This window comes from Pseudoalteromonas sp. SaAl2 (genome assembly GCF_052947895.1).
Window position 1 is genome coordinate 1434374 of the sequence record NZ_CM129605.1, and the last position, 14868, is coordinate 1449241.

At 40.2% G+C, this 14868-nt stretch carries 10 protein-coding genes and 2 pseudogenes; 7 read left to right on the plus strand and 5 right to left on the minus strand.

Going from position 1 to position 14868, the window contains the following annotated elements; all coding sequences use genetic code 11:
- The first annotated feature begins 36 nt into the window (after positions 1-36).
- Positions 37-1074 carry a GGDEF domain-containing protein gene (locus ACU8V8_RS07055; RefSeq protein WP_446889277.1) on the plus strand — a complete coding sequence of 346 codons (1038 nt, stop codon included), beginning with the start codon at positions 37-39 and terminating at the stop codon, positions 1072-1074.
- Here the strand turns inward: ACU8V8_RS07055 and ACU8V8_RS07060 are convergent.
- Positions 1071-2017: pseudogene (locus tag ACU8V8_RS07060) on the minus strand (LysR family transcriptional regulator). The gene ACU8V8_RS07055 and the pseudogene ACU8V8_RS07060 sit on opposite strands and share 4 nt — an antisense overlap.
- Before the next feature lie 118 nt (positions 2018-2135).
- Between ACU8V8_RS07060 and ACU8V8_RS07065 the strand changes: the two are divergent.
- The 5 genes from ACU8V8_RS07065 to ACU8V8_RS07085 all read left to right on the plus strand — a co-directional run bounded on the left by ACU8V8_RS07065 (position 2136) and on the right by ACU8V8_RS07085 (position 9436).
- Entirely contained in the window at positions 2136-3305 is a 1170-nt protein-coding gene (locus tag ACU8V8_RS07065) for an efflux RND transporter periplasmic adaptor subunit (RefSeq protein ID WP_446889278.1), read from the plus strand.
- An 8-nt stretch (positions 3306-3313) separates the two neighbouring features.
- On the plus strand, positions 3314-6469 hold the full coding sequence (locus ACU8V8_RS07070) for an efflux RND transporter permease subunit (RefSeq protein ID WP_446889279.1): 3156 nt from the start codon (positions 3314-3316) through the stop codon (positions 6467-6469).
- Positions 6462-7838 (plus strand): TolC family protein, encoded by a 1377-nt coding sequence (locus tag ACU8V8_RS07075; RefSeq protein WP_446889280.1) that lies wholly within the window; start codon positions 6462-6464, stop codon positions 7836-7838. Before ACU8V8_RS07070 ends, ACU8V8_RS07075 begins: the two co-directional genes overlap by 8 nt.
- A 17-nt stretch (positions 7839-7855) precedes the next feature.
- The gene (locus tag ACU8V8_RS07080; protein ID WP_446889281.1) at positions 7856-8875 is read left to right on the plus strand and encodes a zinc-binding dehydrogenase; all 1020 of its coding nucleotides are present in this window, start codon (positions 7856-7858) and stop codon (positions 8873-8875) included.
- Positions 8876-8938: 63 nt separating this feature from the next.
- The gene (locus ACU8V8_RS07085; RefSeq protein WP_446889282.1) at positions 8939-9436 is read left to right on the plus strand and encodes a GNAT family N-acetyltransferase; all 498 of its coding nucleotides are present in this window, start codon (positions 8939-8941) and stop codon (positions 9434-9436) included.
- Between the two features lie 4 nt (positions 9437-9440).
- Here ACU8V8_RS07085 and ACU8V8_RS07090 read toward each other — a convergent pair whose 3' ends face one another.
- The 3 genes and pseudogenes from ACU8V8_RS07090 to ACU8V8_RS07100 form a co-directional block, all read right to left on the minus strand.
- Positions 9441-10055: a PqiC family protein gene (locus ACU8V8_RS07090; RefSeq protein ID WP_446889283.1), complete on the minus strand. Its 615-nt coding sequence runs from the start codon at positions 10053-10055 to the stop codon at positions 9441-9443.
- Positions 10055-11709: pseudogene (gene pqiB, locus ACU8V8_RS07095) on the minus strand (intermembrane transport protein PqiB). Before pqiB ends, ACU8V8_RS07090 begins: the two are co-directional and overlap by 1 nt.
- A gap of 16 nt (positions 11710-11725) precedes the next feature.
- Positions 11726-12943, minus strand: a complete 1218-nt coding sequence (locus tag ACU8V8_RS07100; RefSeq protein WP_446889284.1) for a PqiA/YebS family transporter subunit — start codon at positions 12941-12943, stop codon at positions 11726-11728.
- A gap of 153 nt (positions 12944-13096) precedes the next feature.
- Between ACU8V8_RS07100 and ACU8V8_RS07105 the strand changes: the two genes are divergently transcribed.
- A complete protein-coding gene (locus ACU8V8_RS07105) occupies positions 13097-13873 on the plus strand; it encodes a substrate-binding periplasmic protein (protein ID WP_446889285.1) in 777 nt (258 codons plus the stop codon).
- Here the strand turns inward: ACU8V8_RS07105 and ACU8V8_RS07110 are convergent.
- Positions 13862-14677 carry an acyl-CoA thioesterase gene (locus ACU8V8_RS07110; RefSeq protein ID WP_446889286.1) on the minus strand — a complete coding sequence of 272 codons (816 nt, stop codon included), beginning with the start codon at positions 14675-14677 and terminating at the stop codon, positions 13862-13864. The two genes, ACU8V8_RS07105 and ACU8V8_RS07110, sit on opposite strands and share 12 nt — an antisense overlap.
- Positions 14678-14868 lie beyond the last annotated feature (191 nt).

Consider the following 14868-nt stretch of genomic DNA (forward strand, 5'->3'; position numbering starts at 1 on the left):
ACACTTAGGTTAATAATTAAAATATTAAGCTTTTTGATGGATATTTCGGCTTTTAATAGTACTCGGGTGTTACGTACAAAAGTACTCAAGTGGGTGTGTCTGTGCTTAGCTATTTTGTCTACTGTATTTACCTACTTCAATGTTTTTATAAACGATTTTATTGTTTTAGGTGCTCTAGAGGGTGTTTTTGCAATTTATTGCACGAGTATTTTTATTTACATATCTAAAAAGCAACTCGCGCTATGGCAACCATTGAGCATTTGCATTTGTATTACCGTGTTGGTGGTTTTGGGCAGCTATTTGTCGATGATGAAACATGCGCTTTTTGTCTGGATGCTGACTCTACCGGTATTATATTATTTGCTGTTGGGCGCGCCCTGGGGCTGTGTGTTATCTGGTTTATTATTATTGCTTGAATGCACTGCTTTATGGGCAAAAAAGGATATTCTACCCTTTGCCACATTAAATCTATTTCTCAATTTATCATTAAGTTATGTTGCAATTTGGGTCGTTGCCCATGTATTTGAAAATAGCCGTGAAAATTCATATAAACGATTAGAAGGTTTGGCATTACTAGATCCTTTAACCAGGGTAGGAAATCGCCTTGCAATGAACCAATTTTTTGAAAGTGAACTAACAAACAAGCATGGTCTTGTTACCATGATTTTGGATTTGGATTTTTTCAAACGCATTAACGATAAGTTTGGGCACGCAGTTGGTGATAAGGTATTAATCGAAGTAACTCATTTGATGTGTGAAAAATTGCCCTTAACAAAAATTTTTAGAATAGGTGGGGAAGAGTTTGCTATTTTTAGTCCGAACTCATCATTACAATTGGCAGCTAATGAAGCAGAACTACTTTGTAGTAGTATAGCCGCGCATCAGTTTTTAATTGAAGGTCACTCAATTTCTCTTACGGCGAGTATTGGTGTCGCTGAGTTTCAAGCACAAAGTAGCTTGAAGCAATTAATAAGAGCGGCAGATGATAGGCTGTATCAAGCAAAACGCAACGGTCGTAATCAAGTCGTTATAGAGCCAAACCTTAACCCAACACAACTTGAAAACGTGTGTTAAGTTGGTTGATACATTCGCTCAAAATCAGGGATGTTCTTTTCCCAAAGTGGAATATCTTTGCCCAGGTGCTCGCGAATTGCATCAAAGAAAAGCCGTGTTCTAACTGGTAAGTCGCGGTGTGGGTACACTGCATACATTGCACTGTAATGAGCAAGATTCAAGTCTGTAAGTAATGGCACTAAGCGCCCTGATTGTATTTCGTTTCCAATAATAAAAGCAGGGGCGAGTACATACGTTGTTCCTGAAAGCGTTTTTTCAACTAACACTTCAGCGTCATTGGCTCTAAATACACTTTTAATTTTTTGCTCTTGAGTATCGCCATTTTGGTCAATATAACGAACGCCTTCTACACGCAATGATGAACTTGAATAACTTGCAGCGGGCAAGTCTGCTAAATCTTCAATTGTTTTTGGCATGCCATAGGTATTTATAAACTCTGGCGCTGCTAGCAATAGCAGCCTATTACGAGCAATTTTGCGTGCAATAAGCGATGAGTCTTTTGGCTCCCCCACACGAAACGCTAAATCAAACCCCTCAGAGACTAAATCAACAAGCTTGTCGTCGAGTCTTAGCTCTACCTCTACTTGGGGAAACGTTTTTGAAAATCATTAATTACTGGCTGTAAGTAGCGCCTACCAATAATGGTCGATGAGGTAATTTTAAGTACACCTCGTGGCTCTTGATGGTAGTTTTCTGCTAAACGAATGGTCTCGCCTAGCAGCTCTCTGAGATCGGCTGCTTTTTTTATCATTTCGGCACCCGCTGCCGTTAGCGAGAATGAACGGGTAGTTCGGTTCAGTAAGCGTACTCCCAAATCATCTTCTAAGCGGCTTATTTGTTTTGAAATAACTGAACGGTCTATATTGCGGGTTTCTGCCGCTTTGGCAAATGAGCCACGCTCGACAACTTCTAACAACATTAATAAACGACTCGTGGTATCCATAATATGCTCAATTAAATTCAATTGATGCCATATTGGCATTAATGAATTTAAAAATCTATGGTTTTTGTCCGCATGTTACTTCCGTAGTATTAAAAATATATACAAAAGGAGCGTCGACATGAACAAACACTTAATCGCCACTGCAATTTTAGCAGCATCAGCCACCTTGGTTGGCTGTGCTGAAGAGCCTGCTCAACAAGCATCGCAACAACACTTACAACCTATTGATGTAGCGTCTGTTATTACGAAACCTGTGCAGAGTTGGCATACATATACCACCCGTCTAGAAGCCCCCGAAGAGGTTTCATTAATGCCGCGGGTAGCTGGTGTTATCGAAAAAATCACTTTCAATGAAGGGGATACAGTGAAGCAGGGGGATTTATTATTTGAGTTAGACGCTCGCCCGTTTGCTGCGGTAGTTGCAAGCTTAGAGGCGCAAGTGGCTAGTGCTCAGGCTGCATTAGAACAAGCGCAAAGTGAAGCAAAAAGAGCTGAGCGATTAACACAGCGTAAAGCGATTTCAACTGAGCAAGCTGAGTCACGTACTTCGACTTTGCATCAACGTAAAGCACAGCTAGCGGCTTATGAAGCACAATTGACGTCAGCTAAATTGGATTTAGAGTTTACCCAAATACGCTCACCTATAGACGGTATTGTGTCTCGCGCCAATATTACCAAAGGCAATAACGTACTTGCAGGCCAGTCAATTTTAACCTCAATTGTATCGAATAAAACAATGTACGCGTATTTTGATGTAGATGAACGTACTTGGAATAGCTCATTCAGTGAGGTAACTAGCTCCGATAAGCAACAGGTTGTAATGCAAAGGGTTGGTCAAAAGGCATTTGAGCACACAGGCTACATTGATTTTATTGATAATCAGATCAATGTTGCGACCGGCACACTTCGTGTTCGAGCACGTTTTGATGAGCAAAAATCACCACTTCGTGCAGGTTCATTTGCGCGTATTAAGTTGGCTGCAAACGAAGTACAAGAACGCATTATTGTTCCAGATAGAGCAATTGGTACTGATTTGAAAAACCGTTTTGTATTAACTGTCGGCGAGAACGATGTTTTAGAATATAAGTTAGTGACTGTTGGTGAGCGTTATGGCCGCTTTAGAGTTATCACTTCAGGGTTGTCTGGCTCTGATGTTATTGCTGTGAATGGACCTGCTCGAGTAGGTCCGGGTATGCCAATTACGCCAAACAATGTCGAGCTGGATACCACGGGTATTGCGTTTACTTTAAAACCAACAGCTTCGCCTGTATTAATGGCTAAGAAGTAGGATAAGCAATGAAATTTTCACATTTTTTTATTCAACGGCCTATATTTGCAGCTATGTTGTCGCTAGTGATTTTAATCGCAGGAGCAATCTCACTATTCCAATTACCTGTTAGCGAGTACCCAGAGGTAGTGCCACCGACTGTCGTAGTCACGGCGAATTATCCTGGGGCAAATCCAACTGTAATTGCACAAACCGTCGCAACGCCGCTTGAGCAAGAGATCAATGGGACAGAAAACATGTTGTATATGTTTTCTCAAGCCACAAGTGATGGCCGAATGACGCTCACGGTTACTTTTGCACTGGGTACAGATTTAGACCGCGCACAAGTACAAGTACAAAACCGTGTAAACAGTGCACTGCCTCGTTTGCCGGAAGAAGTACAGCGCTTAGGTGTGGTGGCTGAAAAATCATCGCCAGATCTCACCATGGTCGTGCATTTGTACTCACCTGAGAAAACTCATGATACAGCGTATTTATCAAACTATGCCGATCTGTATATTAAAGACCAAATTGCTCGTTTAGCAGGCGTTGGTGATGTAAAACTGTTTGGAGGTGGCCAATACTCTATGCGTGTGTGGTTGAACCCTGATGCATTAGCCGCACGAGAATTGACAGCAATGGATGTAGTTACGGCACTGCGCTCACAAAATCAGCAGGTCGCGGCGGGGAGTCTAGGCGCACAACCAGCATCTACAGATAGTCAGTTTCAAATATTATTAAACGTTAAAGGCCGATTAAATAGTATTGAAGAGTTTGAACAGGTCATAATTAAAGTTGGAGAGCAGGGGCAGTTAACTCGTTTAAGTGATGTCGCGCGCTTAGATTTAGGCCAAAATACCTATTCATTACGCGCAGAGCTTGATAATCAACCGGCATTAGCTATGCCAATATTTCAACGTCCAGGTTCGAACGCGATTGAGCTGTCAGACCAAGTGCGTGAGACTATGGCTCGGTTGTCTAAAGATTTTCCAGCAGGAGTAGAATATGACATCGTTTACGATCCTACTGTGTTCGTGCGTGGCTCAATTGATGCAGTTATTACGACCTTACTTGAAGCGGTAGCGTTAGTTGTTATTGTCGTGGTGCTGTTTTTACAAACGTGGCGCGCTTCGATAATCCCGTTAATTGCGGTGCCCGTATCTTTAATTGGTACTTTTGCGGTAATGCAATGGCTAGGCGTGTCTATCAATACCCTGTCTTTATTTGGCTTAGTATTGGCTATAGGTATTGTGGTTGATGATGCCATAGTTGTAGTTGAAAATGTCGAGCGTAATATTGAGCAAGGCTTATCACCACTGGAAGCTACACGTGTTGCTATGACAGAAGTAACCGGGCCAATTATTGCTATTGCACTGGTATTATGTGCGGTATTTATTCCTACTGCGTTTATTAGTGGCTTATCGGGTCAATTTTATAAACAATTTGCGTTAACGATTACTATCTCAACCGTGATATCAGCATTTAACTCACTAACACTGTCTCCGGCTTTATCGGCATTGTTACTGAAAAGTCATGATGCAAAGCCTGATGCATTAACGCGTTTATTAAACCGTTTATTTGGTCGCTGGTTATTTAAGCCATTTAACCGCGTATTTGATAAAGGTGCTAATGGCTATCAAAAATTAGTACAAAAGTTGATGCGGATGAGCGTTATCGTCATGGTTGCATATGTTGCTTTATTAGGCGGTACGATTAAGTTGTTTGATGCCGTACCAGGCGGTTTTATTCCAGCGCAAGACAAACAGTATCTGGTTTCAATTGCTCAGCTACCTGATGCAGCAAGCCTTGATCGTACTCAAGAGGTTGTAAAACAAATGCAAGAAATTGCACTGCAAGTGCCAGGAGTTGCGAACACTGTTGCATTTCCGGGACTTTCGGTTAATGGATTTACTAACAGCCCAAATAGTGCAATTGTATTTACTCCGCTTGAAGCATTTAGTGAACGCACTGATCCAAGTCAATCTGCGATGGCTATTGCCGCGCAACTTAATAAGCGCTTTACTGCCATAGATGAAGCATTTGTTGCTGTATTCCCGCCACCGCCAATTCAAGGATTAGGCACTACCGGTGGGTTTAAATTGCAAATAGAGGATCGTGGAAATAAAGGGTTTGAAGCATTATTTAATAGCCTGCAAGCAGTTATCGGTAAAGCGCAACAAGATCCTGCGCTAATGGGCTTGTACTCAAGCTTTAGAATTCAAGTTCCACAAATGGATATTGATATCGACCGTGAGCAAGCGCTTATACAAGGTATTCCATTAGACGAAGTATTTAACGCGTTACAAGTTTATTTAGGCTCTATGTATGTAAATGATTTTAATTTATTTGGTCGAACGTATCAGGTTAACGCACAAGCGGATGCTGATTATAGATTAGACCCTGAACAAATTTTAAACCTTAAGGTACGTAATAAATTAGGAAAAATGGTACCGCTTGGCTCTGTATTAACGGCTACACCAACAACAGGGCCTGACAGAGTAATGCATTACAATGGTTACCCAAGCGCTGAACTTAACGGCAGTCCTGCACCAGGCTATAGTTCTGATCAAGCACAATATGCTATTGAAGCTATTTTAGCCGACACCTTACCAACAGGAATAGAATATGAATGGACTGAGGTGACATTCCAGCAGATTTTAGCAGGTAATACTATGGTGTATGTTTTCCCTCTGGTCGTGTTATTAGTATTTATGGTTCTTGCAGCAACCTATGAAAGCTTACGTTTACCGCTGGCAATTATTTTAATAGTACCAATGACGATTTTTTCAGCATTAATGGGAGTGTGGTTAGTGGGTGATGATAATAATATTTTCACCCAAATTGCATTAATTGTATTGGTAGCCCTTGCATCGAAAAACGCCATCTTAATGGTTGAATTTGCTAGAGACAAAACGAAGCAAAATATGAGTCATTTTGATGCCATATTAGAGGCATGCCGTATGCGGTTGCGCCCAATATTAATGACTTCAATTGCATTTACCGCTGGGGTTATCCCATTAGTGTTAGCCACAGGTGCAGGCGCTGAAATGCGCCATGCTATGGGTAACGCTGTGTTCTCAGGAATGATAGGGGTGACGGTATTTGGCTTATTATTTACACCTGTATTTTATATTTTGGTGACTAAAACCCGTAAAGCTCAACCACAGGAGCAAATTAATGAGTAAGTTAACGTTAGCCGCTGTTGCAATAGCGGGTTTGTTAAGCGGTTGCGCCAGCAAAATTGATGAGCAGCAATACCAAGCTGATTTGCAATCATTTGTAGCGCAAACGCAAATAGCATCGCAATTACAAGGCACAGATGAGCTTACGTGGTGGCAGCAGTTAGAGTCAACGCAATTAAATGAATTAGTCGTTAAAGCGCGTGCTAGCAACTATAATTTAAAAACTAGTCAATTACAGTTACAAAGTGCGTTAGCGCGTTTAGGTGCTCAACGAGCTGCGTATTTACCTCAAGGTAATGTAAGTGTTGATGCATCACGTACGAGCTTAGGTGGCGTGCAATCACGCCAATCACAAGCAGGTGTTAACCTTGACTGGCAGCTTGATTTATTTGGTAAAGTGACGGCATTGGTTGATGGCGCGAATGCAGGCGCGATGAGCCAAGCAGAACAAGTGAGAGCATTACAAATTAAGGTTGTGTCATCGGTTGTTAAAGGTTTTGTTAGTTACCAAGGTAATTTACAAAAACAGCAAATTATTAATCTGCAAATAGAGGCACTGACACAAAGTATTGATGTACTAAAAGCGAGAGTAGAAGAAGGGGTTGCCAGTGAACTTGATTTAAATCGCACTTTAGCTCAATTAAAGCAACAACAATCTTTAATACCTGAGATTGAATATGCTCGGTTTCGCGATTTAGCTACATTGGCGTTATTAACAGGCGAATTACCCGGTGATTTATTGCTAGATGATGAGAGCGGTTTATTTTCGCGCGATTTTACGGTGAGTTTAACAAGCCCAAGCGATGCAATTGCGTTACGCCCAGATATCAGCCGTGCTTTGTTTGAATTTAGTCAAGCGAATTCATTTAGTGTTGCGGCAAGTAAAGCGTTATTGCCTGATATAAGCCTTACAGCTTTTGCAGGCGTTATAAGCTTGGGCAATAATCAGCTCTCTAATACACAGCAGCAATGGCAGGTTTCACCCCAAATACAGTGGTCATTATTGAGCTATCCAGCATTATTAGCCCAGCGTGATGCCCAGCAATATTTAACGCAAGCGGCTTATAGTCAATACCAACAAGTGGTATTAAATGCGATGAGTGAAAGTGAACTATCACTGCAACTTTTGGTCAAACAGAATGAGCAGAACCGCTATGCGAAAGAGCGCTTTAGCTATGCTAATAATGCATTCTTACAAGCGCAAGCTATGTATCAAGAAGGGCAAATACCTTACTTAGAGTTGTTAGATGCGCGACAGGATGTTTTAATAGCACAAGAAAATGCGGTGGATTCAACAATTTCATCATTACTTGCTAAGGTTGATACTTATCAAGTTTTTAATGGACGTTGGAGCTATGCGTTAGTTAATTAAGTAAAGTTGAGTTTTTAATGCCACATACTGATATTTTATCAACAATCCCAGCCTCAATGAGGGCAATTGTACTACAAGAACCTAATGAGCAGATAACGTTATCTGAGCTCGAGTTACCGGTGCCTGAAGTCACGGGAAATGAGCTGCTTATAAAAGTAGAGTATGTGGGGTTAAATCCAGTTGATGCACAGTTTGCAAAACAAGGTTTTTGTAAGTGGCAATACCCACATACTTTAGGTTTAGATGCAGTGGGTGTAGTCGTAAAAGCTGACAAAGGTGTATTCCCCTGTGTGGGTGCTCGGGTTATGTTTCATGGCAACGTGGGAGAGCAGGGGGTTTTATCACAGTATGTGAAAGTCCCTAATTTTGCAGTGTCGGTTATTCCTGATGATGTTAAATCAAGCCATGCAGCTACACTTCCTTGTGCTGGTATGTCAGCCTTAGTGGCACTTGATAAATTACAACTCAGTGAAGGTGATTCAATTTTAATTGAAGCGGGCGGCGGTGCCGTTGGGCAATTTGCGATTCAATTTGCAAAGCAGCGAGGGGCTACCGTATTTACGACGGCTAGTAAACGTAACCACAAACTGGTTAAACAGCTTGGCGCAGATATGGTATTTGATTACAGCGATAAAAAGCTGGTTGATAAAATACGTCGAGAGTTAGGGCCACAAGGCTTTGATGCGGTGCTTGATTCAATTGGTGGTGATACCACGATTCGCAACGTCGAATTAATGCGCTTTTGCGGTCGCATAGCCTGTTTAAATCCATTGCCTAAGTTTGAACAAGAGTTAATGTATCGTCGCGCACCTAATATTGGCATTGTCTCGCTTGGTGGTGCATGGTTGGCTAACAGTTTATGTGCACAACAAAGAATGAGCTTTATGGGTAATTTATTGCTTGAAAACATGGCTAATAATTCTTTGACTATCCCTGAAATTATTGCTGTTGATTTTGATGCGAAGAGTGTTTCAGCGGCGCTTAATAAGCAACTTCAAGGTGGCTTTACAGGTAAGCAAATAGTACAAATTAGCTAACCCTCAAAGTGCTTAAATAAACCTCGCAATGGCGAGGTTTATTTGTTTTAAAGAAGTGAAGTTATGATTATTACGAAATCTCAACGTTTAATAATTCGCTCAGGGCAGCGAACGGATGCTGAATTTATTTTAACACTTCTTAATCAGTCTAGTTTTTATGAATATATCGGTAATAAAGGTATTAATACACACCTTCAAGCTGCGGACTACATTCAAACTGAATTCATTGATGCTCAACAAAAACAAGGATTCGGGCCTTATGTGGTAATGCTTGCAGATGGAACCGCCATTGGTATCGTCGGCTTATTCCAACGTGACTATTTACAAGTTCCAGATATAGGTTATGCATTTTTAGCACAATTCACTGGTAATGGTTATGCAACTGAGGCCTGTACAAGTTTAATAAAGCTAATGAGTAACCGTTTTCCATCTCTTGCGGCAATTACAACCAATGAAAATAAAGCATCCCAACAAGTATTAAACAAACTGGCATTTATTAAACGAGGCGATGTACTTACCAGTCAAAATAAACAACCAGTTTGCGTATATTTTAACAATTAACGGGCTACATGGCCTTTAATTTTTTAGCCACCTGCGAGTTAACGGTTTGCCACGTTTGCTCTAGGGTGGCTACAAGCCCTTCATAATCATCATCGATTAACGGTGTGATTTCACTAAAATAATGTATTTCTTTTAACGCCCTGCCTGTCTCAAACTCAGTGTGGTACAAACGCCATAGCCCTGAGATGTCAGCATTACCATATTCATCGCCATTAAAGTGATGAATTTCATATTCGATTTCATAAAAGCTTTGTTGATCTGTATCGGTGATCACGGGCAAGCCTTTTACTACCATCCAGTTTGTCAGCTCAGTAAATAAGGTTTGATGTGCACTGGCCGTTAACATGATATCTGGTGCTTCACTCCACAAATGATAATTAGCCGCAGAAATTTGGTTATTGTCTAGCTTCATTGCTATACCACGATTATTAAGTGCGCCACGCAAAGTGACTGTATTTATACGTAGCTGTGCTTGAGTATTTGTGCTGGTACGTGCCATTGGCTGAATAGTTTGCTCAAATTGATAATAGTCAACGGGCGCATTTAACGATTGGCTACAACCGGCTACTAATGCAAACCCTGCAATACTAAGTGCTTTTGCTAAAAATGAAATCTGCATTATTGTTTCCTCGGCGTTGGATCAGCAGGTAATGATTTATCAAATATAAACATATTAGGCTGCTCGTTAAGACCACGGGTAAGAGGCTGTAGCTCTTCGCTTAAGCGTTTAAATTCAGATAACGTTTGTTGTAACTGATGATGAAATTGAGAACCTTGTTGATAGCTTGCCATGGTTTTTTCAAACTGTTTCATGGTGACATCAAACTGCTGCATACTTTTAGTCATTTCAGCAAAATTACGATTGATATCGCCTGGTAAATCTTGTGTATCTTTTTTATTCAACAATTCACGCATTTCATTAGCTAGCGCTTGATAATCATTGAAAGTTGACTCGATTTGAGCAAGGCTATCCTCAATTTTTAAATTGTTAACCTTATTAAGTACATCTGAGACCTGATCCGCAAGGACCGTAATACCACTGGAAATACTCGGGAATACTTGGTATTGCGACAGCATTGTTAGTTGCGCTTCAGGCGCATCCTGATATATATCAAAATCTACGTACACCGCACCTGTTAGTAAGTTGCCAGGCTTGAGTGATGCTCGTAATCCGTTTTTAATCCAACCATCAACGCTTTTTTCCAAAAATCACGTGCTTGATCACTGTTATGGTAAATCCTGCCATATTCTATTTTAACAAGTACAGGAACAGCGGTATTATCTGTTTTAAAATGAGCAGGAACACCATCAATCATTACATTTGATGGTGCCTCTACAACGGTACCGACTCGCATGCCTCTGTACTCTACTGGTGCACCTGGGCGTAAACCGCGAATAGACTGTTCAAATTCTATTAAATAATAATCAAAATCATAAAATCGTTCTTCTAATGCATGTTTATAGCTTTTACTTAATGAGAAGCCATGGCCATCTTTGGCAACATCACCCGGGGCTTGTTGTTCTGGCAAACCAACCGAAATCCCTCCTTTAAGCAATTTACTCAAAGACCCTGTATTAACATTAATACCATCGGCAGATAGGTCTATTTCAACACCTGCATTGACCCAAAAAATAGAGTTGACTGTGATAAGGTTTTGATATGGCTCATTGATGAAAATCCCGTATTTCATAGCTTGATTCTTCCAATCAAACGTAGCAGTCTCAACTTGACCTATCTTGTAGTTTTTAAAGTAGATACTGGTACTTACATCAAGTACTTCAGCGTTATAACTAAGTAAAGTAAAGCGTCCACCTTTGACGTCTTTAGCTATCAGTGCAGGCTCATCTTGGAGCGTAAATCGTTCTTTGGTTTTTTTACTTTCACCTGGGGCAAATTCTAAATAGACTCCGGATAAAAGTGTACTCATGCCACTAATACCTGTTTCGTCAATCCGCGGTTTAACAACCCAAATATTAGCATCTTCAGTAAGTAAATTATCGTAGTGCTTATCAATTTGTGCGCGTGCAATAACACTATTTTTATCATCGGAAAGACGAACATGATCAACCTGACCAATTTTCACACTGCGTACTTTAATTTCGGTCTTACCTGCAATAATGCCTTCGGCATGAGGCATTGAAATAAAAATGGTTGCCCCTTTATTCGCTTGATATTGATAAAGCATCCAAGCACCAACAAGTAACGCGATCACAGGTATTATCCAGATAGCGGATATTGTAGGTTCTTTTTCTACTGTTGCAGTTTCACTCATGGGTAATCTCTAATTACTATTTTTTTTCGTTGTTAGGTGAGTCCCACAAAAGTCGTGGGTCAAACGCATGGGCAGCCATCATTTGGCTAAGCACCATAGCGGTAAAAAATATGGTGCCTACACCGGGGGTCACTGACATCAGATTACCAAGTTGTACTAAGGCTACTAAAATAGCAACAACAAATACATCAATCATAGACCATTTACCAATAAATTCAGTTAATTGGTAAACCTTAGTATACCTTTTAGTTTGATTATTTACTGGGTGCCTGACTATATAACACAGAAAGCTCAATACTAATGCTTTCGCTAAAGGTACGACAACACTTGCTAGAAATATAATCATAGCAATAGGGTATGAACCAGCTTTCCATAACACAATGACACCGCCAATGAGGGTCGATGGAGATTGGTCGCCTAAACTCGTTGTATACATAATTGGAAATAAATTGGCGGGTATATAACAAACGACTGAAGTGATAAGCCATGCCGTGGCCTTTTGAATGCTATGGGGGTTACGTACATGGGTTTTAGTATGGCAACGTGAGCAATACTTATCGTTACATAGCTGGTGGCAAACATGACAGGCGCTGATGTTATTATCGATAGCTCTGTGGCTATGCTCTGCTTCATTGATAGCTTCAACAGGCTTTACTTGATCCCATAAACGAGCACGATTTAAATGGGCAAGCGCAGCAATATAAAAAATTACGAAGGCAATATAAGCCCAAAAGCTAACACCAAAACTTATATCTGCCATAGACATTATTTTGACCATACTCACGAGCACACCAATTAAAAATATCTCTGACATGATCCAAGGCTCAAGCGCTAACGTAAATTTAAGTAATCGTTTTGCTATACCATAAGGTAAGACTTTTAAAATACCTAAATGCAATGGTATTAAAAGAGTGAGCAATGTCATTGGTAGCCCGATGATACTGATATCTATAAATAGGCCAAGTAAATCACTATCGTAATTAAATAAAATTCTAGCAGCATCAGGTAAAGTAATTGTTTGAGTTATGCCGCTGCTACTAAATGAAATAAAAGGATAGAACATACTACTTAATAGCATTAAAAGAGCGCTTAAGCACAATGCAACAATTCTAGCATCGTAGTTTATATTTGCGGCACCGAGCTTACTATGGCAATGTGGACATACAGCCATTTGCTTTGCGCCAACTTCAGGGATGTCGATAATTAGATCACAGTTAGGGCAAGCTGTTTGCAAATCAATAACCTAATAAAGTAAGAAAGTTATCAAAGTTTGCATCAAATAATGGCGAAATACAATTATATGATTTTTTATTGCTTTTCTAAGTTGAGATACAAAATAATTGTGCATGTGCAATATAGATAACATTATATAATCCAAGGGCTCATTTTGAAGTACTTAATTTTTATCTTTATAACAGGAATAAGTCTAAACGTTTTTGGTTTGTCTGCACCGCAACCTGACAATCGTATAACAGTGGCAGTTAGCCCATCTTTACCACCTTATGTTTTTAGCCATGATGATACGGGTCTACAGTTAGAAATAATCAAATCTGCGTTTAAAAGCCAAGGTATCACTGACTTAGATATTATATATATGACTAATAAACGTGTAGAATATTCACTAGAGCAGCTTGAAGTGGATGTGGCAGTGAATTATGCTGGTACGCGAGTAAATGGCATCTACCCCAGCCAGAACCTGCTATTTTATCAAAATGTTGCGGTTAGTTTAGCGGCTAATAATTTCAAAATTAATTCGGTTTATGATCTATTAGGAAAAAGTGTACTCGCTTTTCAAAACGCTACGGCATTCATATCACCACCCTATGAGACCATAACTGCGAAACTAAATCATTATGAGGAAGTCGCTAATCAAGAAGCACAAGTTGATCACTTGATGAAAGAGTGGGTTGACGTTGTTGTATTAGAAAAACGGATCTTCTTATATTATTTGCAGCAATATCAGAAATCTCATGAAGTTAAAAAAGTGACGATTCATCCAGTTTTTGTCAAATCTCCTCGGCCAGCTTATTTTAATAATAAAGTGTTACAGGAAACCTTTGATATGGGCCTGACCCATATCATTCAAAGTGGTGAATACCATGCAATTATGGAATTTGATGGCAGTGATTATGCAAAAATTACTAAACCAAACTTAATCAAATAACGCAACAGTTTGTCGTGTTAGCGCAATAAGCTCACCGGATTGTGACCAAATGCAACCATCTTCCAAACCATATCCGTCTTTACAGTGGTGTGTTATTGCTTCAAAACCGAGCCATTGCCCAGGCTCAAGATGTGGCTGTTGTACAAACTCCAAGTACCAAGACATACTGCTAGCAGGAGCAGGTTGCTTGAACATTTGTAAAAGCGTAGGCGGCCATGCATCAGTTAATGCAATTATATGCGCTTCATTTAATGCACTCGGCATTTGTTTTAACCTCATCCAACCACCCAAATGAGATGTGTCAGCACCAACAAATGGCATACCCCCTTGCTGCGGACATAAATCGACATGTTGAAAAAACTCCGGCATCGCACCAGATTGAAAAGGCAGTATATAACGAGGGTCAACTGGCTTTAGGGTCATTTCTTTACAGACAGGAACATGAATTCCCGAATCACGAGACTTAGCAAAACAGCCTTGAACAATGACACTGACTTGTCCATTTTGTACAGCTTTTGCTAATACTTGAGTACTGTTTTTACCTTCACGGAGTATCTCAATGTGCAAAGAAAAATCGGTATCAGCTAATAAGGGGCCAACAAAATTAGTACTTAATGACAGTAGGCGACGTGAAGGCTCAATCTGTTGACGTATGGCTTGATACAATAAAGAGGCCGATAACCCACCAAATGCGGTGCGACCTTGGCACCAGTTTGCAGGAAACTGCATGGTGGCCGTTTTTTGTTGTTCGACTGACATTTTGCCAATTGAAGCCGCGCTATTTAATAGTTCATCAAAATGCATGGTCATTCCTTTTGTAAATAAATATGTGCTTTATAGATTTATATCACACTAAAACTCCTCAGACCACTTGTGAAAAGCAACGTTTTTGCTATAAAAAACACCAATCCACACTCTCAATAGGGTTATTTGCAAAATAAATGACAAAAAATCACTTTTTTTTATTTTTACAGTTGAATTCAGTTTGGTGCATC

Coding starts and splice junctions, on each gene's coding strand:
- ACU8V8_RS07090 (WP_446889283.1), bottom strand. CDS start 10,055: ATGCAGATTTCATTTTTAGCAAAAGCACTTAGTATTGCAGGGTTTGCA.
- ACU8V8_RS07085 (WP_446889282.1), top strand. CDS start 8,939: ATGATTATTACGAAATCTCAACGTTTAATAATTCGCTCAGGGCAGCGA.
- ACU8V8_RS07070 (WP_446889279.1), top strand. CDS start 3,314: ATGAAATTTTCACATTTTTTTATTCAACGGCCTATATTTGCAGCTATG.
- ACU8V8_RS07075 (WP_446889280.1), top strand. CDS start 6,462: ATGAGTAAGTTAACGTTAGCCGCTGTTGCAATAGCGGGTTTGTTAAGC.
- ACU8V8_RS07055 (WP_446889277.1), top strand. CDS start 37: ATGGATATTTCGGCTTTTAATAGTACTCGGGTGTTACGTACAAAAGTA.
- ACU8V8_RS07080 (WP_446889281.1), top strand. CDS start 7,856: ATGCCACATACTGATATTTTATCAACAATCCCAGCCTCAATGAGGGCA.
- ACU8V8_RS07065 (WP_446889278.1), top strand. CDS start 2,136: ATGAACAAACACTTAATCGCCACTGCAATTTTAGCAGCATCAGCCACC.
- ACU8V8_RS07110 (WP_446889286.1), bottom strand. CDS start 14,677: ATGCATTTTGATGAACTATTAAATAGCGCGGCTTCAATTGGCAAAATG.